This is a genomic window from Actinomadura sp. 9N215 (assembly GCF_044326345.1).
Classification (GTDB): domain Bacteria; phylum Actinomycetota; class Actinomycetes; order Streptosporangiales; family Streptosporangiaceae; genus Spirillospora.
In genome coordinates this window covers 221,770-240,741 of the sequence record NZ_JBIRBA010000008.1, presented here as the reverse complement: position 1 = coordinate 240,741, position 18,972 = coordinate 221,770, and the positions used below count along the sequence as shown (strand labels likewise).

Below are 18,972 nucleotides of genomic sequence, written 5' to 3'. Positions count from 1 at the left end.
CCACCGTAATCCGGCGGCCACTCTCACAGGACGGCCAGGAGGCGCTTCCGCTCGAACTCGGTCACCTGGCGCCGGTAGTCCTCCCACTCCTGCCGCTTGTTCCGCAGGAAGAAGTCGAACACGTGCTCGCCCAGGATGTCGGCCACCAGCTCGCTGCGCTCCATCGCGTGGATCGCCTCGTCCAGATCCTGCGGGAGCGGCTCGATGCCGAGGGCGCGCCGCTCGGCGACGGTGAGCGCCCACACGTCGTCCTCGGCGCCCTGCGGCAGCTCGTAGCCCTCCTCGATGCCCTTCAGCCCGGCGCCGAGGATCGCCGCGAACGCCAGATACGGGTTCGCGGCCGTGTCCAGCGAGCGGAACTCGATGCGGGTCGAGTGGCCCTTGTGCGGCTTGTACATCGGGACGCGGACGAGCGCCGACCGGTTGTTGTGCCCCCAGCAGATGTACGACGGCGCCTCTCCCCCGGCCCCGGCGGCGGACCCGACGTTCCCCCACAGCCGCTTGTAGGAGTTGACGAACTGGTTGCACACCGCCGTGATCTCCGACGAGTGGCGCAGCAGCCCGGCGATGAACGCCCGCCCGACCTTGGACAGCTTGTACTCCGCGCCCGGCTCGTAGAACGCGTTGCGGTCGCCCTCGAACAGCGACATGTGCGTGTGCATGCCGGACCCGGGATGCTCGGTGAACGGCTTCGGCATGAACGACGCGTGCACGCCCTGCTCCAGCGCTACCTCCTTCATCACCAGCCGGAACGTCATGATGTTGTCGGCGGTGGTGAGCGCGTCGGCGTACCGCAGGTCGATCTCCTGCTGGCCGGGGGCGCCCTCGTGGTGGCTGTACTCCACCGAGATCCCCATCGCCTCCAGCATCGTGATCGCGTTGCGGCGGAAGTCGTGCGCGGCGCTGTGCGGGGTGTGGTCGAAGTAGCCGCCCGAGTCGGCGGGCTCGGGCTCGCGGCCGTCCTCCGGCTTGTCGTTGAACAGGAAGAACTCGATCTCGGGGTGGGTGTAGAAGGTGAACCCGAGGTCGGCGGCACGGGCGAGGGCCCGCTTGAGGACGTAGCGGGGGTCGGCGAAGCTCGGCGTGCCGTCCGGCATGAGGATGTCGCAGAACATCCGGCCCACGCCCGGCGACTCCGACCGCCAGGGCAGCACCTGGAACGTGGACGGGTCCGGCTTGGCGATCATGTCGGCCTCGTACACCCGGGCGAATCCCTCGATCGCCGAGCCGTCGAACCCGATGCCCTCGCCGAAGGCGCCCTCCAGCTCGGCGGGGGCGACGGCCACCGACTTCAGGAACCCGAGCACGTCGGTGAACCACAGCCGGATGAACCGGATGTCGCGCTCCTCCAGCGTGCGGAGCACGAACTCCTGCTGACGGTCCAAATCCCACTCCCTCGGTCCTGCGTGCTCCCTCGTACTGCCTGCCGCTACGTCGCAGTATGCCCCGCCGCTGTTACCGCGACGTTACGCGCGCCCGTTCCGTCAGAACGTTCCCGTTGACCGGAACATATCCGACTTATTCCCCTTCCCCGACCCGCGCCGCCGCCGGATCGAGGACGCGGGACAGGAACGTGCGCGTCCGCTCGTGGGACGGGTCGTCGATCACCCGCGCCGGCGGGCCCTCCTCTACGACCACGCCGCCGTCCAGGAACACCACCCGGTCGGCCACCTCGCGGGCGAAGCTCATCTCGTGGGTGACCACGAGCATGGTCATCCCCTGCTCCGCCAGCTGCCGCATGACGCCGAGGACGTCGCCGACGAGCTCCGGGTCCAGCGCGGACGTCGGCTCGTCGAACAGCATCACCTCGGGCCCCATCGCCAGCGCCCTGGCGATCGCGACGCGCTGCTGCTGCCCGCCGGACAGCTGCGCCGGATAGGAGCCGACCTTGTTTGCGAGCCCGACGCGCTCCAGGTTCTCCCGGGCGATCCGCTCCGCCTCGGCCTTGTCCCGCTTCAGCACCTTCCGCTGCGCGATCACGACGTTGCCGAGGGCCGTCAGATGCGGGAACAGGTTGAACGACTGGAACACCATCCCGATGCGGCGGCGGACGGCGTCGATGTCCACATCGCGGTCGGTGACGGTCGCGCCGACGACCTCGACCACCCCGGACGTCGGCTCCTCCAGCAGGTTGACGCAGCGCAGCAGCGTCGACTTGCCCGACCCGGACGGACCGATGACGCAGACGACCTCGCCCGGCTCGACGCGGAAGTCGATGCCGCGCAGCACCTCGTTCGTCCCGAACGACTTGCGCAGCCCGCGGATCTCGATCGCACCGCGCCCCTCCGGCACCGGATCGCTCCCCTTCTCCAAGCTCGTCATCGCCGCTTCTCCAGCCTCGTCATCGGGCCCTGCCTCTCTGGGGGCAACCCCCAGACCCCCGGGACGGTCGGCCCGAAGATCCTCGCTTCGCTGCGGTCATCGCGCCTCCTGCTGCCGGGCCTCCAGCCGCCGGGCCAGCAGGCTCAGCGGGATCGTGATGAGCAGGTAGCAGATGCCGGCCACGATGATCGGGGTGGTGTTGCCGACCTGCCCCGCCAGGTCGCGCCCGAACTTGGTGAGCTCCCGCTCCTCCAGCGTGATGCCGAGGAACAGCACGAGCGAGGAGTCCTTGCAGAGCAGCACCAGCTGGTTGGTGAGCGGCGGGATGATGATCCGGAACGCCTGCGGGATGATGATCGACCACATCGCCCGGCCGTACGACATGCCGAGCGACCGCGCCGCCTCCATCTGCCCCTTCGGCACGGCGACGATGCCGGCCCGGATCGTCTCGGCCATGTACGCGGCGGCGGCGAGGCCGAGGGACAGGCCCGCCTGCCCGACCGCGCCGCCGGGGATGTTCGTGCCGGGGAACGCCAGCGGCACGCCCACGCCCACGAAGATGAAGATCAGCAGCAGCGGGAGGCCGCGGAAGATCTCGATGTAGGCCGTCGCGAACGCCCGGTACGGCGGCACCGACGACAGCCGCATCAACGCGATGAGGAGCCCGCCCGCGAGGCCGAGCCCGAAGCCGACCGCCGTATAGACGGCCGTGTTGCGGAGCCCGACCGTGATGACCTCGGGGAACAGGTCCTTGGCGACGTCCCAATTGGCGAAGTTGTGTTGCAGCGTGCTCCAGTCGGCCAGCACGGCGACCAGCACCACTATGGCGATGAACAGCCCGTACTGGCCGCCGAGGGAGAGCTGCCGGCGGCGCCGGCGGGACATCCCGCCCGGCGCCGCCTTCCCGATGGGCTCCGCCGTCACGATCCGCCGCCGCCCGCCGCCGGGGGCATGGGGCCGATCCACTTCTCGTAGATCCGCTTGTAGGCGCCGTCCGACTTCGCCTGCGCGATCGCCTGGTTGGTCATCTTGACCAGCTCGGGGTTGTGGCCCTTGCGCATCCACATGCCGTACTGCTCACCGGTGTTCAGGTTGGCGACGAGCTCGTACTTGGCGTTCGCCGGGTCCTTCAGCCAGCCCCGCACGACCGGGTCGTCCTGGACGATCACGTCCACCTGACCGGTGCGCAGGCCGTCCAGCTCGGCGGTGGAATTGTCGAACGAGCGGGGGTCGAAGCCCTTCCCGCGGACGAAGTCCTCGCCGGTCGTGCCGGCCTGGGAGCCGATCTTGAGCTTCTTGGCCTTGACGTCGTCCAGCGAGGTGATCCCGCTGCCCTTCTTCGCCATCAGCGACTGCGTCGCGTCGAAGTAGGGCTGGGACACGTCCATGAACTTCACGCGGTCCGGCTTGATGGTCATTCCGCCCATCTGGATGTCGCATTTGCCGGCGTTCAGCGCGGAGCCCGTCTTCATCGTCTCGAACGGCGTGTCGACGATCTTCTGGGTGACGCCGAGCTTCTTCGCGACGAGGTCGATGATGTCGACGTCGAAGCCGACGACCTTGCCCGTGCTCTTGTCCTCGAACTGGAAGGGCGGATAGGGCAGATGGGTGCAGGACGTCAGCGCGCCCTTCTCGATGAGCTTCACACCCTGCACGGTGGCGCCCTCGTCGCCGCCGCACGCCGACGCGGTCAGCGCCGTGACCGCCAGCCCGGCGCCCAGTGCCCAACGCGTGGTTCGTCTGGACACGTTTCCTCCTGTGGGGAGCGTTTTTGCGTGATCATCGAACTATCCCACGCCGGAAGGCGAACTCGCCCGTGACCGTCCGCGAGTATCCGTTTCCCGAAAATTGACGTGGCGATCATGGTCAACGGCGCGGAGTGATCATTAACGTGGGCCAGGTCGTGGACATCTCTCTTCTTCTCTCGATGACCGACCGGGTGACCGCGCTGGCGGCCCCGTCGGCGATGCATCCTGAGTCGTGGCGGCTGGGCGCGCAGGTGGAGACCTGGGCGCGCGGCCGCGGGCTGGTGCTCGGAGATCCGGACACCTCGCCGCTCGGCCGGGCGCGCTGCGAGCGGCTCGCCGCCCGCGTGTTCCCGGCCGCCGACCTCGCCGCGGTCGACCTGTTCGCCCGCTGGCTGACCTGGACGCTCGCGCTGGACGACACGATGGACCACCCGCCGCTCGCCGACAGCGGCAGCGCGGTCCACGCGATGTACGACGACCTGCTGCGCGCGATGCGGCGCGGCCACGCCCGTCCGGGCGCCAGGCCGCTGGAGGCCGCGCTGGTGGAGCTGTGGCAGGCCACGTCCAAGGGCATGAGCCGCGAGTGGCGCCGCCGGTTCATGCTGCAGCTCGAGGCGCACAGGGACGGCTGCGCGGAGGAGTCGGTCAACCGCCGGATCAGGCACGTCCCGACCGAGGCGCAGTTCGCGCCGCTGCGCCGCCGCGCGTGTGGACCGTTCCTGTACGACCTGGTCGAGCCCGTCCTCGGCGTCGAGCTCCCGGCCCGGCTGCTGCGGACGCCGCGGTGGAAGACGCTCGTGAACAGCGTCGCCGACGTGGTGGCGTGGTCGAACGACGTGGCGTCGCACGATCTGGAGTCGGCGCGCGGCGACGTCCACGACCTGCCGGCCGTCCTCACCGAGGCGCACGGCCTGGACGCGGCGCGGGCCGCCGACCTCGTCGCGCACAAGATCGCCGAGCGGCTCGAGGACGCCTTGACGGCCGCGCGCAGGCTCCCCGAGATGCTCGACCGGCTGGAGCTCACCGTCGCGCAGCGCGCCGCCTGCGCGCAGGTCGTCAAGGTCCTGCTGGACACGCCGCGCGCCCACGTGGACTGGCTCGCCGAGTCCGGCCGCTACGAGCCGCCCGGCGAAAGCCCCGCACCGCTGCGCCTGGACGCCCTAGCGTCACTGCGTTGATTGCATCCCCCTCCTCCTTCGGCCCTGGAGGGCCTCCATCGTCGGGGAATGCGGTGCGATCGCTGCATCGCTCCGGCTCGCCTGGCGGCTCGCTGCGCGATCAGTTCCTCGCAGGCTCGAAACTGCCTTCGGTCGCGATCGCGACGGCCCACGTCGTTGCGTGGTTGCGGTGATGGCCGAGATGGGTGCCGCTCAAGATTGGGCGAGGGCGTCGCCGGCGGGGGTGCGGACGTAGAGGACGCGGCGGCCGAGGCGGTGCCCGGTGACGAGGCCGCACGCGCGCAGGACGCCGAGGTGCTGGCTGACCGCGCCGGGCGTCACGTCCATCCGCCGGGCCAGCTCCGTCGTCGACGCGGGCGTCGCGAGCGCGGCGAGCAGCTCGGCGCGGCGGCGGCCGATGAGCGCGGCGAGCGGGTCCTCGCGGCCCCGGGCCGGGCGTTCCGTCTCCCAGAGGGTCGCGACGCCGTTCGGCGGGTAGCTGAGCATGGCCTGGTAGGGCGGCACCATCACCGACACCTCGGGCCAGACGAACACGCTCGGGACGAGCAGCAGCCCGCGTCCGGCGAGCCCGCCGCGGAATGTCCAGCGGCGGTCGACGCACAGCGACCCTGAGCGCCAGGAGACGGCCTCGTGCAGGTCGCCGAACACGCCGGCGGCGCCCGCGGCGGTGAGCGCGCCCGCGCGCCGCAGCACGTCCCCTTCCAGGAGGTCGCGGATGCGCGGCCAGAACGGTTCCACGGCCGCGGTCCAGTAGCGTCCGAGCAGGTCGGCCAGTGTTTCGAGGGTGCGTTCCGGGTCGGCGGCCAGCGCCTGGCGGGCGGGCGTCGGGCGGCTGCCGCGCTCGGTGAAGCGCAGCTCGGCGGCGACGACCTCGGGCGGCGTGGCCCGGACGATCTCCAGCTCGGCGGCCAGGTCGGGCAGCGGGGTGGCGGGCGGCGGGGTGAGGAAGTCGGGGATGTACCCGCCGGGCGGGACGACGTCGCGCAGCGGCCCCATGCCGAGCCCGCGCAGCCGGGGCCGGACGGCGTGCACCCACGGCAGGTGCAGCGCGTGGCCGGACGGGTCGGCGAGCACCCGCAGGCTGCGCACCATCTCCCACATCGGCGAGAACGCGAACCGCACCCGCGCCACGTCGTCCGGCGCGAACACGAACTCGATCATTTAGCCCAGGCTAAAGGATTATCGGGCGGAGCGCGGAGCCGTCACCATCGTGAAAGTGACGACTCTGGACGACACTCCTGTCGACCCCGTCCCCGGCAGGTTCGCCGCCTTCTTCGCCCCCCGGGTCGGCGGTCTCCCCCGCGCGTTCTGGGCGCTGTGGACGGGAACGCTCCTCAACCGGCTCGGCACGATGGTCCAGCCTTTTCTGGGCCTGTATCTGACGACCGTCCGCGGCCTGTCGCTCGGCGAGGCGGGCCTGGTGATGGCGACCCTCGGGGCGGGATCGCTCTGCGGGACGCTCACCGGCGGCGCGCTCGCCGACCGGATCGGGCGGCGCGCCACGCTGACGCTCGCGACCGTCGGCAGCGGGGTCGGCCTGCTGGCGCTCGGCTACGCGCACGGGATCGTCGCGATCGTCGCGGCGGCGCTGCTGGTCGGCATGCTGCTGGACATGCACCGGCCCGCCGCGCAGGCGATGGTCGCCGACATCATTCCCCCGCACGACCGCCCGCGCGCGTTCGGGCTGCTGTTCTGGGCGATCAACCTGGGCTGGGCGGTCGCGATGGTGCTCGGCGGGGCGCTAGCGCAGCAGGGCTTCCTCTGGCTGTTCTGGATCGACGCGATCACCTGCGCCGGGTTCGGGCTGCTGGTGTGGCGGGCGATCCCGGAGACCCGCGCCCGCGGCCACGGCGGCCCGGGCGCGATCAAGGGGTTCGGCGCGGCGCTGCGCGACCGGGTGATGGTCGGCTACGTGCTGATCAGCGTCATGTACGTCTTCGTCCTCATGCAGGGCATGACGACGATGCCGCTGGCGATGAAGGAGGACGGTCTCGGCCCCGGCGACTACGGGATCGCGATCGGCGCCAACGGGGTGGTGATCATCACCGTCCAGCCGCTGGTCAACGCGTGGCTCGCGCGGCGGGACCACAGCCTGGTGATGGCGGCTGGCTGCGTCATCGTCGGGATCGGGTACGGGCTCACGTCGCTGGCGTCGTCCACCCTCACCTACACCGCGACGATCCTGGTGTGGACGCTCGGGGAGATCATCGCGGCGACCGTGCTGCAGGCCGTCGTCGCCGACCTCGCCCCCGCCGATCTGCGGGGACGGTACGGCGGCCTCTACGCGATGGCGTGGTCCGCCGGCTTCCTCCTCGCGCCGCTCGGCGGGACGCAGCTGCTCGCCCTGGGCGGAGGCCCCGCGCTGTGGCTGACCTGCATGGGCCTCACGTTCGCCGCCGCGGCCGCGCTGGTCGCGCTCGCCCCCGCGATCCGGCGCCGCCACGACGCCGCGCTCAAGGCCGCCTTCTCGTCAGAGTGACGAAACCGGTTCGGACGATTTATCCTTGGTGGGTGGCACAGCTCAGGATCGCGCTCGCGCAGGTGAACTCGACCGTCGGCGACCTCGACGGCAACTCCGGCACAGTCGTGGAATGGGCTGGGCGCGCCGCCGACGCGGGCGCGCACCTGGTCGCCTTCCCCGAGATGATGCTGACCGGATACCCGGTGGAGGACCTCGCGCTCCGCGCGTCCTTCGTCGAGGCGTCCCAGGCGGCCCTCGAACGCCTCGCCCGGCGGCTCGCCGCCGAGGGGCTCGGCGACCTGCCCGTCGTCGTCGGCTACCTCGACCGGCGGACGGTCGGGCTCGTCCGGCCGGGGCAGCCCGCCGGCGCGCCGCTGGACGCCGCCGCGTGGCTGCACGGCGGCGAGGTGCTGGTCCGCTCGGCCAAGCACCACCTCCCCAACTACGGCGTGTTCGACGAGTACCGGATCTTCGTGCGCGGCGACCGGCTGCCCGTCGTCCGCGTGCACGGCGTCGACGTCGCCACCGCCATCTGCGAGGACCTCTGGCAGGACGGCGGCCCGGTCAGCGTCGCGGCCGCCGCGGGCGCCGGTCTGCTCCTCTCCATCAACGCCTCCCCCTACGAGCGCGACAAGGACGACACCCGCCTCGACCTGTGCGCCCGGCGCGCGCGCGAGGCCGGCTGCGCCCTCGCCTACGTCAACCTGGTCGGCGGCCAGGACGAGCTGGTCTTCGACGGCGACTCCGTCATCGTCGGGGCCGACGGGACGCCGCTCGCCCGCGCGCCGCAGTTCGACGAGCACCTCCTCGTCGCCGACCTCGCGCTGCCCGCCGCCGCCCCGTCCGCCGAACCCGCCGACGGCACCCCCGTGGACGCGCTGGACGGCACCACGATCACCATCGACCGGCACGTCCTGTCCGCCGGCCCGCTGCCCGCCTACCCGGTCGAGCCGCAGACCGTCGCCGAGCCGCTGGACGACCTCGCCGAGGTGTACGCGGCGCTCGTCCTCGGCACGCGCGACTACGTCCGCAAGAACGGGTTCCGGTCGGTCGTCCTCGGCCTGTCGGGCGGCATCGACTCGGCGCTCGTCGCGACGATCGCGTCCGACGCCATCGGGCCGGAGAACGTCCACGTCGTGCTGCTGCCGAGCCGCTACTCGTCCGAGGGCTCGGTGGTGGACGCGGAGGAGCTCGTCAAACGGCAGGGCGTCAACGCGCGCACGGTTCCCATCGGCAGCATGGTGGAGGCGTTCGAGGCGCAGCTCGATCTGCACGGCGTCGCCGAGGAGAACCTCCAGGCCCGGATCCGCGCGAACATCTGGATGGCCCTGTCGAACGAGCACGGCCACCTCGTCCTGACCGGCGGCAACAAGAGCGAGCTCGCCACCGGGTACTCCACCCTCTACGGCGACTCCGCCGGCGGTTTCGGCCCCATCAAGGACGTCTTCAAGCTCACCGTCTGGGACCTCGCCCGCTGGCGCAACGCGCAGGCCGGGAAGAGCACGCCGTTCCTGCACCCCTTCGCGGAGGAGCCCGTCCCGGAGGCGATCCTCGTCAAGGAGCCGTCGGCCGAGCTGCGCCCCGGCCAGCGCGACGTCGACAGCCTCCCGGACTACTCCGTCCTCGACCCCGTCCTCACCGACTACGTCGAACGCGACATGGGCCGCGACGCCCTCGTCGCCGCCGGCCACGACGCCGCGCTCGTCGACCGCGTCATCCGCCTGGTCGACCTCGCCGAGTACAAGCGCCGCCAGTACCCGCCCGGCCCCAAGATCACCCCGAAGAACTTCGGCCGCGACCGCCGCCTCCCCATCACCAACCGCTGGCGCGAACGCTGACCCGGGGTCGTCGAAGCTTTCGTTGGCGATCTCAGGAGTGGGCGTGTTCGCGGAGCCGGTCGATCAGGCGCAGGACCAGTTCCCCCATCGCCCGGTCGTCCCACGGCCGCGACTCCCGCACCATCAACGGCTCAAGCACCGGCCCCTGCGCCACCCCTGCGGCCGGCCCGGTGTACGTCCCCCGGGGGACCGCCGCGAACGACTCGCCCTCCAGATCGAAGCCGACCGACACCGCCGCCCGCGCGTACTCGTCGGCATCCATCCGGGACGTCCCCGTCACCCACTCCCATGGATTGGCGTCCACCACGACGTCCGCCTGCGCCGAGCGGTCGAGCACCTCCGCCAACGTCCGCCCCAGCAGGTCAGGACCCGCGTCCCGGCGGGCCGAGGCGACCGGAGCCACCGCCTCCAGGCCGTCCCCGCCCCCCGCCGCATGCGGCACGAACTGCAACAAGCCGTTCTGCTCGAACACCACGACCGAACCGCGTGCGGGCACCGTCCGCTCCTGCGCCTCCTGCGCTGGCGCGGCCTTCGCATCCGCATCGTGCAGGGCCGGTTCGAACCACAGCTCTTTGCCGTCCTCGTCCCATGACGTGCCCGGCGGAAAATCCCGCACTCCACGCCCTGGCAGAAAGTCGGCGAAGATGTCCATCCCATCGCCGAGGGCCAGCGGACGTCCCAGTCCCGTCAACCGGTCGAAGAAATCACGCCCGAGCCGCTCCTGCACCTCTCCACGCGAAAGGTGATGGACGTTGCGCACCTCCGTGGACAGCTGGTACCCGTACGCCTCGAACGCCGTGCTCGTGCCTGAATCGTCCTCGATCCAATCGGTGTCCGACAGCCGCAGAGTGGCGAATCCGGATTCCCCGAGTCCCGGCGTGGAATTGATCGTGTAGGTGTAGCCCTGTGCTGTTCCGAAGTACCCGGACACACCCAGCAGAACGCCAATTCGTTGCGCCAGTGCGGGCATGCCACCCGAATAGGCGAGGTAAACCTCAACCGTGCTGCTCACGTGTCAGCTCCTTGGGCCGTTCAGACCGTTCGGGCCGGTCTCCGGCCGGCAGTTCAGGCTCCGACTGGATCACCGGGGCCGTCGTCGTCCGGCGAGACGAAACGCCCGGCCTCGGGGTCCCAGCGGCCGAGGAGGTGCTCTCCCTGGCCGTCGATGTGGGTGATGCGTCCGTCCTCGTAGATGACCTTCGTGCCATCGCCCAGGTACGTCTCGATACGGCCAAGGTACTGCAGCCGCTCGTCACCGTTGGCGAGCATACGGCCCATGCGAGCCTTGAGCGCGTTGAGGACGTGATCGATCCCGAGGTCGCCGCGGCGGCCGTCAATGACGATGTCGCCGTGAAGATGCGTTCCGTCCGGTTGCTCGTCGAACTTCTCAAAACCCATTTTCAGGGCTTTGTCCACGGCGCTCCGGGTGTTCCTGCCGACGTCCTTGTACTCGGTCGGGGTACCGGGGTCGTCCGGGCCGGACCGTTCGAGCGCGTCCATCGAATTGAACCCGTCATGGTTCCGTGGATGGACCGGCAGACGCGTGACGAGCTTGCCCTCGTCCGCACGCTGGTTCGCGGTCTCCCGCTCCTTGGCGTTGAACTCGTTGTCGGGGTTGGGGTCGGGCGGGTCGTGGACGCCGGGCCTGAACTTGTCGCCGAGCGGGCCCGGCTCTTTCGGGTCGGTGTCGCCGAAATGCTCGGGCGGGATGTCGCGCGGGTCGCCGCCGCCGGTGCCCTGCTCGGTCGTGTCCGGGGGATCGTTCGGCGGGCCGCCGGGATCGCCACCGCTGGGCGGGTCGTTCGGCGGGTCGCCCGGATTCGGATCGTCCGCGTCCGGCCCGCCTGGCGCGTCACCCTCCTGCTTGGTTCCGGCGTCGGCACCCGGGCCATCGTCCCCCTGCGAACCGGTGGGGCGATCCGCTCCGTCGCCGTCCTGGCCGTCCTGGTCGTTGCCGCCTACGTGGGCGGGTTCGCGTTCCGGGGCGTCCTGGAGGTCGTCCATGTCGTCGAGGGAGTTCTGGAGGTCCCCGGTGTCGACGTCCATGTCGTTCAGCTGGTTCTGGAGGTCCTGGGTGGTGGGGTTCTGGTTGAGGCCGACCTCGTCGTTGTCGAGGCGGCCGTCGCCGTCGCGGTCGCCGCTCTGGCCGTCGCCGTCGCCGTCGCCGCCACCATCGCCGTCGCCCTTGCCGCGTTTGAGGAGTTTGGTGACCCCGCGGAGGGTGGCGATGTTGAGGACGGAGTTGGTGATGACGTAGCCGGGACGGTCGCCCCACTCGCGCCACGGGACGAAGGCGTGCGCGACCTCTTTCCAGTTGTTGCCGAGGTTGCTCCAGAAATGGGAGTCCTCCTCCCAGACCCAGCCGTTCTCACCGTGCAGGCCGACGAGTCCGGCGGTGTCCTCCAGGACGCCCTTCCAGTTGTTGCCGAGGTTGCTCCAGAAATGGGAGTCGCCCTCCCAGACCCAGCCGTTCTCGCCGTGCAGCCCGGCCAGGTCGGCGATGTCCTTGACGAGCCCCATGCCGAAGTCCTTGACGCCGTTCCAGGCGTCCTCGTACCAGGGCGCGTCGTACTCCTGCGGCTTGGCCCAGGGGGTCTCGATGCCCTCCGGGACGTCGCCCAGGCCGTAGCCCTTCTCGCCGGCCTTGGGGTCGCCGTCGCCGGGGATGAAGCGCGTGCCGCCGAAGACGCCGGTGATCTTGTTGGCGCAGTCGCGCTCGGCCTCCTGGTACTGCGCGAGCGCGGCGAGGACGTCGTCGTTGAGCTGGTTGTGCTCGTTGACCTTGTCCTCGTCCTTGCGCCAGTCGCCGTCACCGGCGATCTTGGAGCGGAACTGCTGCGCGTGGCCCTTCAGGCCCTGCAACCGGCCGATGAGCGGACGGATCTCCCCCGCGAACGCCACGAGGGCGTCGCCGACCGTGGTGACGTCGCTCTTGAAGGCGTGGCCCGCGGTGGCGATGGGGGCGGTGGCCGCGAACAGTTGTTGTTCATGGGGCGCGGTGTAGAAGGCGTCCAGGCCCTGCCAGGCGGAATGGATGTCGTCGCCGGTCTGGGCGATCGCGGTGCCGTCGTTCTTGAGCGCGCGTCCGGCGTCCTCGACGGCGTCGGGGTCGGCTTTCGGAATCGGGATCGCGTTCGGGTCGATCACACCGCTCATCGTGCGGGACTCACTTCCCGATCTTGGGAGCGGGCGCGGTCACCGCGGCGCGCTGCGCCTCCGCGAGCATTTCCATGTCGCCGTTGATAAAGGCCTTCGTGGCGTTGACCGCGCCGGTGATGCAGGCGCCGCCCTTCGTCACCATGCCTTTCAGCCCGGGGGTGGTGTACTCCACGTACTCCTTCAGCGCGGTGCCGACGGGCATGCTCGCCGCCGCCGTTCCGGCCTGCCCGACATGGGTGCCGAAGTTCTCCAGTTGCTTGACCAGGCCCCCGCCGTCGCCGCCCTCGCCCGCGAGCTGGGCGCCGATCTTGGAGACCACGGAACCCACACCCGATGCCTTGATGTCGTAGTTCGTCAACGGGCATCCCCCTTCGAGAATCGGTCGGACCGGAAGTTGCCCAGCGGCCTGGCCCCCTGGCCCGGCGGCCTGGCTTCCTGGCCCCGCAATGCCGACCCGTGCACGACGGCCGCGAGCTCGGCCAGTGAGGCGCCGATCCGTTCCCCCTCGGAGCGCGCGTCCGCGGTCAGGCGCGCGGCGGCGGCTTCGATGGCCGCGACCGGGTCGCCGTCCGGGTCGCCGTCCGGCCGCGCTCGCTGGACGTCCTCGTCCTCTGCCTGTTCAGCGGCCATTTCGGTGACGTCGGCAGCGGGGAATTGGACAAGCTCAAATTTCATGGCTCCACCACATGCGGCGGCATCGCCGTTCCATCATGATCGGTTCCGCGTCCCCGTGTCCAGTCGCTTTCCCCGATCCGGAGGGTTCCGCAATCGGTCGTCCTTTCCCGGAACCTGCGGGCCGCCGGAGGCGTCCCACTACCTTGGGCGGACTGTATTCCGATTGGCCGCGCGCCACTATGCGGTGGCAGGACGGACGGCGGAGAACTATTGTCGGACCAGGAATCGGCGAAACAGAGAATGTGCGCGACGACCTCTGGCTAGCGAGGTAACGATGGGGCGATGGGACCAAGGACAGAACACGCTGATCCACCTGGCAAAACAGACCGGAACCTCGGGTGAGGAACTGGCGAGCCTGGTGCGTCAGCTGATCGCGGCGGCCGAACCGCTGTCCGGCAAGTTCAACGGCGCGGGCAAGGCGGCCTTCGACAACTTCAAGGCGCGCTCCGACCAGATCTGCGCTGATCTGAAGGGCGGGCTGGACCGCGTCAACACCGGCCAGCTCGGCATGGAGCGCGCGTTCGCCGGCGGCGACCAGGAGATGGCCGACGAGGGAAGCCGCGCGATGGGCGCCGCCAACTTCGACGGCGCGAAGTTCCGTACCGCCTGAGACGCGGCCGAGCCACAGACGAGAGGACAGCACGGTGACGGACGGACGGCGCAGCTACGACACCGGTGCCTCGGGCGAGGCCCAGGCCAACATCCAGGCGATCGTGTCCCGGCTTGAGGCGCTGATCGGCACCCGCGACACCGACGTCAAGGCCGCGATGGCCGACTGGGAGGCCAGCGGGGTGTCGGACGAGTACCACGCCAAAGAGATGAAGTGGCACAGCGCGGCCAACGAGACCCGCGAGATCATCCGGCTGGTGAAGGCCACGCTGGAGAAGAACGACGAGATCGCGCACACGACGCTCGGCAAGGCGAGCGCGGCGGTGCAGTCGATCTGACCGGCAGGCGGGCGATCTGACCGGCGGGCAGGCGATCTGACCGGCCGCCGGCCGTTCCGCGGTCGGCCGCCGGTCCGGCGCGGGAGGGAACGCCCGAGATCAGCGTCCCTCCCGCGTCCCGTGATGGACACCGTCGTGCGGATGGCACGTTTCACAGGACGCATCTGATTTCACAGGACACGCCTAGGGGCGCCGGAGTGGGAGGTGGTGTTGGCGCGCGACTACGACACCCAGCTGCTGGAGTCGGTGATGGTGCGCCGCCGCCGGCTCCGGGACGCGCTGCTGTTCGGGCCGCAGCGCACCCGCCGCACCTTCGACGAGCACGTCGGCAAGATCGTCGCTGGGCTGTGCGTGGCGGCCGTCCTGTGCGCGGGCACCGTCGGCTGGTCGTATCTGCAGTCGATGTTCCAGAAGCAGGAGCGCGAGAAGGCCGCGCAGGAGCAGCAGCCCGCCGGTGGAGGGGCCGCGCCGGTCCCGGCCGAGTGGGTGGGAGCGCAGGTCACTTTCCGCCAGTTGCGCGAGGCGCTGACCAAGGCGGGCGTGGCGGGGAGCCTGTACGTCCTGCCCGGCGAGCCGCGTCCGGCCCCTGGCACGGTGTCCGGCTACTACGTCATCGCCAAGGGCAAGGACGAGTTCACCGGCGGGGTGGTGGAGTTCCGGCAGGCGCGCATCGCGGCCGAGTTCCCCACCGAGGACGAGGCGTGCCGGTGGCTGTACGGGGAGCTGATCCTGCCCGAGTCGCCGCCGCACCGGCTCGACGCGGCGGCCGAGCGGAAGGCGGCGGAGGACGGCGCGGCCCTGAACGCGCGGGCGCAGGCGGAGATCACCTCGGCGGGCGGCGCGTCGACGACGTTCACCCTGCCCCAGGGGACGCTGCTCGACCGGTTCGGGCAGGAGAGCGGATCGGTGCTCGGCCCGTTCGGCCTCGGGTTCGGGGCCCGCGGCCTGCCGGAGTCGGCGCGCGCCGGCACCGGTCCGGGCGTGCCGGAGGGATACCACCGCTACCGGGTCCGCCGGCAGTTCAAGATGGCGGCGTCCATCTCGCCGCCCCTCGGAAGGTGGCCGGGCGGTGGCGTGCGGTTCACCGTCGAGCCGGGCCTGTTCCCGCGGCCGCCGGTGCTGCCGACCGTCCGGCTGCTGCTCCGCGACGGTTACCTTGAGCGGGTCTCGGGCACGGTGATCCCCCGATGATCCCCCGGTGAGGGCCAGGACGGAAGGGCGTTCATGAGCGTGTGGAGCCGCGTCACCCTGGTGAGCGAGGCGCGGACGGTCGACATGGTGCTGCCGGCGCAGGAGCCGCTCGGCGCCCTCATGCCGGACGTGCTGGAACTGCTGGGCGACGAGGTGCAGAGCCCGCCGCGGCTGCGGCATCTGGTCACGTCCACCGGCGAGGTGCTGGACCCGGGCGCGAGCCTGGCCGACCGGCGGGTGCCGGACGGCGCCGTCCTGCGGCTCGTCCGGTCCGACGAGCCGGTGCCCGCGCCGGTCGTGCACGAGGTGCCCGAGGTGGTCGGCGACTCGCTCGACCTGCGGCTGCTGAGCTGGAGCCCCGCCGCGGCGCGGTGGACCGCGACCTGCGCGCTGGTCGCCCTGTCGGTCGGCGCCGGGCTGGTGATCCGGGCCGGGGCGAGCGCCGGGACCGCCGCCGCCGCGACCGCCGGACTGGCGGCGTTCCTCCTGGTGAGCGGCACCGTGCTCGGCATGACGGGGCGCGAGCCCGCCGGGTTCGCGCTGTCCCTGGGCGGCGGCGCCGCGGGCGTGCCCGCGCTGTGGTGGGCCGCGTCCGCCCACGACTGGCCCGGCTGGAGCCGCTGGGGCGGCGGCGCGCTGCTGCTCGCCGGGCTGATCATGCTGCTCGGGCTGAGTTCCCGGCTGGGACGCGGCGCGCTGATCGGCGGCGGTTCGGCGGCCGCGCTCGCCGCGACCGGCACGGCGTGCGCGGCGTCCGGGCTTGGCTCCGCCCGTACGGGGGCGGTGCTCGCGCTCGCCTGCGTGGTGCTGCTCAGCGTGCTGCTGCGGGCGGCGCTGTCCCTGTCGGGCCTGACCTCCCTGGACGACCGGCGCAGCGCCGGGAGCGCGGTGCCGCGGGCCGACCTGATGGCGGCCCTCGACCGGGCGCACCGCACCATGGTGATCGCCACGGTGGCGGTCGCGGTGGCCGCCGCCGTCGCCGGGCTCGGCGCCGCCGCCGACTTCGGCGGCTGGACCGCCGCGCTGGCCGCGCTGCTGGCGCTCGCGGTGGCCGGGCGCGCCCGCGTCTTCCCGCTCGTCCTGGAGAAGGCCGCGCTGCTCGCCGCGGCGGTCGCGATCGTCATCGGGCTGGCGGTGCGGTGGGCCGGGCACGTGTCCTGGGGCGTCGCGCCCGCGCTCGGTATGCTGCTCGCCGGCCTGGCCGCCGCGGTCGTGGTGCTCGCGGCCGAGCCGGCCGAGCACACCCGGGCCCGGCTGCGGCGGATCATGAACCGGATCGAGGCGCTGGCCGTGATCGCGATCATTCCGGTCGCGATCGGGGTCTTCGGCACCTTCGCACGACTGCTCGATACCTTTTGAGAGGACGCTTGGCTGACCTCGACGGGGGCAGGCCGGACGAGGAGCCCGCACCGCAAGGCCGGGCCGAGCCGCCGCCCGCGCGGCCGCCGTCGTTCGGGGCGGCCGCGGAACAGCCGCGCCCCGCCGCTCCCCCGCCGCCGCGGGTGACCCCGCCACGATCGCCGCCCACCCGTCCGGAGCCGCTCCCGCCCTGGTCACCCGCGCAGCCACAGCCCGGCCCCCAGGGAACACCGCCGGCCACGCAGCCGCAGCAGGGATCGGCGGGATCGCCGCCTCCCGCACAGCCGCAGCAGAGGCACATGCCGGTGGCGCCGGAGGATCTGGTGCGGGGCCCGGTGCACGGCGATTCGCTGGCGCGCAGGGTCGGGCGCGGCGCGGTGCGGCCGTTCCGTCCGGCCGACGATGTGCAGGCGCTGGCCGAGCACGGCGCGTGGATCCAGCATCCGGTGACGACCGGACGGCGGATCGCTGTGACTGGGCTCCGCGGCGGGGCGGGCAAGAGCACGGTGGCGGCGCTCGTCGCGTCGGCGTTCGCGCGGTACCGGCAGGACCGGGTGCTGGCGCTGGACGTCGACCCGGAGCTCGGCTCGCTGGCCCTGCGTCTCGGGGCCCGGCCCCGGAACACGCCGTCCGAGCTGGCCGGGCTCGACCTCGGCGCCGCGCCGTTCGAGGACGTCGAGCCGCGGCTGACCCGGCTCGGCGAGAGCCTGTGGGCGCTGCCCGGCCACCGCGGGACGATCGGCGGCGACATGGACGGCGGCGTCTACCGCGCGGTCGGCGTCCCGCTGAGCCGGTTCTTCGGGATCGCCGTGACCGACTGCGGCGCCGGCATCAGCACGGACCTGCACCGCGCGGTGCTGTCGGCGGCGCACGCGCAGGTGCTGGTCACCCCCGCGACCGTGGACGGGGCGGCCAGCGTCGGCCGCGCGCTGGACTGGATGAACGCGTCCGGCTTCCAGGACCTGGTCACCCGAACCCTGGTGGTGTTCGCGGTGCAGAGCCCGCACCTGACCCGGCTCGCGGACGTGCGGAAGGCCGGGGAGATCCTCGCCGAGGCCGGGGTCGGCTCCGTCAAGCTGCGGTTCGACCGGCACCTCGCCACCGGATCGGTGCTCGACACCGGACGGCTGGCGTACGCGACCCGTGTCACCGCCATCGTGATCGCCGCCGAGGCGCTGCGCCGGGCGCTCACCGCATGACGACCATGAAGGCGACCGCACCGGTCATGAACGCAGCCACGCCGATCAGGCGCACGGGCGCGCGGGTCAGGGGCGCAGGCGCTCCATGGGGGCGTCGCGCCGCCACAGGAACGTGGTGGGCGCGCACGGGTCCTCGGACGACGCGTGCATCTCCTCGGTGACGTCGGCGAACGCGGAGAGCGCATCCCGTCCGGACGGAGGCAGCGAGTGGAGCAGCATCGTGCTGTGCGTGGGCACCGAGAACAGCGCCCCCGCGGCACCCGCCTCGGGGACGAACCGTGCGATCTCGGTGAACAGCACCGGCACGTACCGGGACCCGGGCTTGCTGACCACCCGCACGGACTCCCGCAGGGTGAGGGGCTGGTCGCGGACGTCCACGTCCGCCACCTCCTCGTGCGTCCGGGACACGACGTAGCCGAGCCGGCGCAGCCCGAGCAGGTTCGCGCGCACCCTGGTCAGCGGGCCGCCGTACTCGGGGTGGTCGATGACGATCACGCCGTCGAAGAACGGCCCGGCCGGGACCGCCATCAGGGGCCCGCGCTCGGCGTCGGAGAGCTTGGGCACGATGCGCAGCCGCAGCAGCTCCCGCACGTCCCCGAGCAGCTCGATGTCGGCGACGGACAGCACGACGAGGTCGCCAGCCTCGCGGATCCAGTCCTCGACGAGCCGCGGCCACCGTCCGGCCGGCTGCCGGGCGCACCGTTCGAGGGCCACCCAGGTGGAGACGCCGCGCCGGTACCGGCCCACGGGGAAGATCACCCGGGCGGTGGGGGCGTCGAAGGTCGCGCCGGGGAACACGGCGGGCAGCAGATCCTCGATGAGGGCGTGCACGCGGCCCGACACCTCGATGATCGGCATGTCCATCGATTCCTCCCGCGGAGCGGTCCGGCTCCCA

At 71.8% G+C, this 18,972-nt stretch carries 18 protein-coding genes; 8 read left to right on the top strand and 10 right to left on the bottom strand.

Annotated elements, in window-relative coordinates:
* Window positions 1–23 precede the first annotated feature (23 nt).
* The 4 genes from glnA to ACH34T_RS16370 all read right to left on the bottom strand — a co-directional run bounded on the left by glnA (window position 24) and on the right by ACH34T_RS16370 (window position 4,070).
* Complete coding sequence (gene glnA / locus ACH34T_RS16385; RefSeq protein WP_395992973.1) at window positions 24–1,385, bottom strand: type I glutamate--ammonia ligase; 1,362 nt, start codon at window positions 1,383–1,385, stop codon at window positions 24–26.
* A 133-nt stretch (window positions 1,386–1,518) separates the two neighbouring features.
* Entirely contained in the window at window positions 1,519–2,322 is an 804-nt protein-coding gene (locus ACH34T_RS16380) for an amino acid ABC transporter ATP-binding protein (RefSeq protein ID WP_395992972.1), read from the bottom strand.
* Between the two features lie 96 nt (window positions 2,323–2,418).
* A complete protein-coding gene (locus ACH34T_RS16375) occupies window positions 2,419–3,288 on the bottom strand; it encodes an amino acid ABC transporter permease (protein ID WP_395992971.1) in 870 nt (289 codons plus the stop codon).
* Window positions 3,243–4,070, bottom strand: coding sequence for a transporter substrate-binding domain-containing protein (locus ACH34T_RS16370; RefSeq protein ID WP_395992970.1), 828 nt, complete (start codon window positions 4,068–4,070; stop codon window positions 3,243–3,245). The genes ACH34T_RS16375 and ACH34T_RS16370 overlap by 46 nt, the downstream gene beginning before the upstream one ends.
* Before the next feature lie 179 nt (window positions 4,071–4,249).
* Here ACH34T_RS16370 and ACH34T_RS16365 point away from each other — a divergent pair, with 179 nt between their 5' ends.
* On the top strand, window positions 4,250–5,248 hold the full coding sequence (locus ACH34T_RS16365; protein WP_395992969.1) for a terpene synthase family protein: 999 nt from the start codon (window positions 4,250–4,252) through the stop codon (window positions 5,246–5,248).
* 192 nt (window positions 5,249–5,440) lie between these two features.
* Here the strand turns inward: ACH34T_RS16365 and ACH34T_RS16360 are convergent, their stop codons facing one another.
* Window positions 5,441–6,409, bottom strand: coding sequence for an ArsR/SmtB family transcription factor (locus ACH34T_RS16360; protein WP_395992968.1), 969 nt, complete (start codon window positions 6,407–6,409; stop codon window positions 5,441–5,443).
* Between the two features lie 55 nt (window positions 6,410–6,464).
* Here ACH34T_RS16360 and ACH34T_RS16355 point away from each other — a divergent pair, with 55 nt between their 5' ends.
* Together ACH34T_RS16355 and ACH34T_RS16350 are read left to right on the top strand one after the other, a co-directional pair.
* Complete coding sequence (locus ACH34T_RS16355) at window positions 6,465–7,727, top strand: MDR family MFS transporter (protein ID WP_395992967.1); 1,263 nt, start codon at window positions 6,465–6,467, stop codon at window positions 7,725–7,727.
* Window positions 7,728–7,759: 32 nt separating this feature from the next.
* On the top strand, window positions 7,760–9,547 hold the full coding sequence (locus ACH34T_RS16350; RefSeq protein WP_395992966.1) for an NAD+ synthase: 1,788 nt from the start codon (window positions 7,760–7,762) through the stop codon (window positions 9,545–9,547).
* A gap of 31 nt (window positions 9,548–9,578) precedes the next feature.
* Here the strand turns inward: ACH34T_RS16350 and ACH34T_RS16345 are convergent, their stop codons facing one another.
* The 4 genes from ACH34T_RS16345 to ACH34T_RS16330 are packed head-to-tail and all read right to left on the bottom strand — an operon-like array spanning window position 9,579 to window position 13,381.
* On the bottom strand, window positions 9,579–10,559 hold the full coding sequence (locus ACH34T_RS16345) for a hypothetical protein (RefSeq protein ID WP_395992965.1): 981 nt from the start codon (window positions 10,557–10,559) through the stop codon (window positions 9,579–9,581).
* Between the two features lie 53 nt (window positions 10,560–10,612).
* Window positions 10,613–12,703: a hypothetical protein gene (locus ACH34T_RS16340; protein WP_395992964.1), complete on the bottom strand. Its 2,091-nt coding sequence runs from the start codon at window positions 12,701–12,703 to the stop codon at window positions 10,613–10,615.
* A 10-nt stretch (window positions 12,704–12,713) separates the two neighbouring features.
* Window positions 12,714–13,064, bottom strand: coding sequence for a DUF6507 family protein (locus tag ACH34T_RS16335; protein ID WP_395992963.1), 351 nt, complete (start codon window positions 13,062–13,064; stop codon window positions 12,714–12,716).
* Window positions 13,061–13,381 (bottom strand): hypothetical protein, encoded by a 321-nt coding sequence (locus ACH34T_RS16330; RefSeq protein WP_395992962.1) that lies wholly within the window; start codon window positions 13,379–13,381, stop codon window positions 13,061–13,063. The genes ACH34T_RS16335 and ACH34T_RS16330 overlap by 4 nt, the downstream gene beginning before the upstream one ends.
* Before the next feature lie 274 nt (window positions 13,382–13,655).
* Between ACH34T_RS16330 and ACH34T_RS16325 the strand changes: the two genes are divergently transcribed.
* The 5 genes from ACH34T_RS16325 (at window position 13,656) to ACH34T_RS16305 (ending at window position 18,077) form a co-directional block, all read left to right on the top strand.
* Complete coding sequence (locus ACH34T_RS16325; RefSeq protein WP_395992961.1) at window positions 13,656–13,991, top strand: hypothetical protein; 336 nt, start codon at window positions 13,656–13,658, stop codon at window positions 13,989–13,991.
* A 34-nt stretch (window positions 13,992–14,025) separates the two neighbouring features.
* Complete coding sequence (locus tag ACH34T_RS16320; protein WP_395992960.1) at window positions 14,026–14,328, top strand: pore-forming ESAT-6 family protein; 303 nt, start codon at window positions 14,026–14,028, stop codon at window positions 14,326–14,328.
* 204 nt (window positions 14,329–14,532) lie between these two features.
* On the top strand, window positions 14,533–15,519 hold the full coding sequence (locus ACH34T_RS16315; protein WP_395992959.1) for a TNT domain-containing protein: 987 nt from the start codon (window positions 14,533–14,535) through the stop codon (window positions 15,517–15,519).
* Window positions 15,520–15,552: 33 nt separating this feature from the next.
* The gene (eccD, locus tag ACH34T_RS16310; protein ID WP_395992958.1) at window positions 15,553–16,878 is read left to right on the top strand and encodes a type VII secretion integral membrane protein EccD; all 1,326 of its coding nucleotides are present in this window, start codon (window positions 15,553–15,555) and stop codon (window positions 16,876–16,878) included.
* Between the two features lie 299 nt (window positions 16,879–17,177).
* Complete coding sequence (locus ACH34T_RS16305) at window positions 17,178–18,077, top strand: hypothetical protein (RefSeq protein ID WP_395992957.1); 900 nt, start codon at window positions 17,178–17,180, stop codon at window positions 18,075–18,077.
* A 66-nt stretch (window positions 18,078–18,143) separates the two neighbouring features.
* Here the strand turns inward: ACH34T_RS16305 and ACH34T_RS16300 are convergent, their stop codons facing one another.
* On the bottom strand, window positions 18,144–18,941 hold the full coding sequence (locus tag ACH34T_RS16300) for a hypothetical protein (RefSeq protein WP_395992956.1): 798 nt from the start codon (window positions 18,939–18,941) through the stop codon (window positions 18,144–18,146).
* Between the last annotated feature and the right edge of the window lie 31 nt (window positions 18,942–18,972).

Bases quoted from the DNA above. Each gene is read 5' to 3' on its own strand.
- ACH34T_RS16365 (WP_395992969.1), top strand. From the start codon at position 4,250: ATGACCGACCGGGTGACCGCGCTGGCGGCCCCGTCGGCGATGCATCCT.
- ACH34T_RS16360 (WP_395992968.1), bottom strand. From the start codon at position 6,409: ATGATCGAGTTCGTGTTCGCGCCGGACGACGTGGCGCGGGTGCGGTTC.
- ACH34T_RS16330 (WP_395992962.1), bottom strand. From the start codon at position 13,381: ATGAAATTTGAGCTTGTCCAATTCCCCGCTGCCGACGTCACCGAAATG.
- ACH34T_RS16305 (WP_395992957.1), top strand. From the start codon at position 17,178: ATGCCGGTGGCGCCGGAGGATCTGGTGCGGGGCCCGGTGCACGGCGAT.
- ACH34T_RS16300 (WP_395992956.1), bottom strand. From the start codon at position 18,941: ATGGACATGCCGATCATCGAGGTGTCGGGCCGCGTGCACGCCCTCATC.
- ACH34T_RS16380 (WP_395992972.1), bottom strand. From the start codon at position 2,322: ATGACGAGCTTGGAGAAGGGGAGCGATCCGGTGCCGGAGGGGCGCGGT.
- eccD (WP_395992958.1), top strand. From the start codon at position 15,553: ATGAGCGTGTGGAGCCGCGTCACCCTGGTGAGCGAGGCGCGGACGGTC.
- ACH34T_RS16325 (WP_395992961.1), top strand. From the start codon at position 13,656: ATGGGGCGATGGGACCAAGGACAGAACACGCTGATCCACCTGGCAAAA.
- ACH34T_RS16340 (WP_395992964.1), bottom strand. From the start codon at position 12,703: ATGAGCGGTGTGATCGACCCGAACGCGATCCCGATTCCGAAAGCCGAC.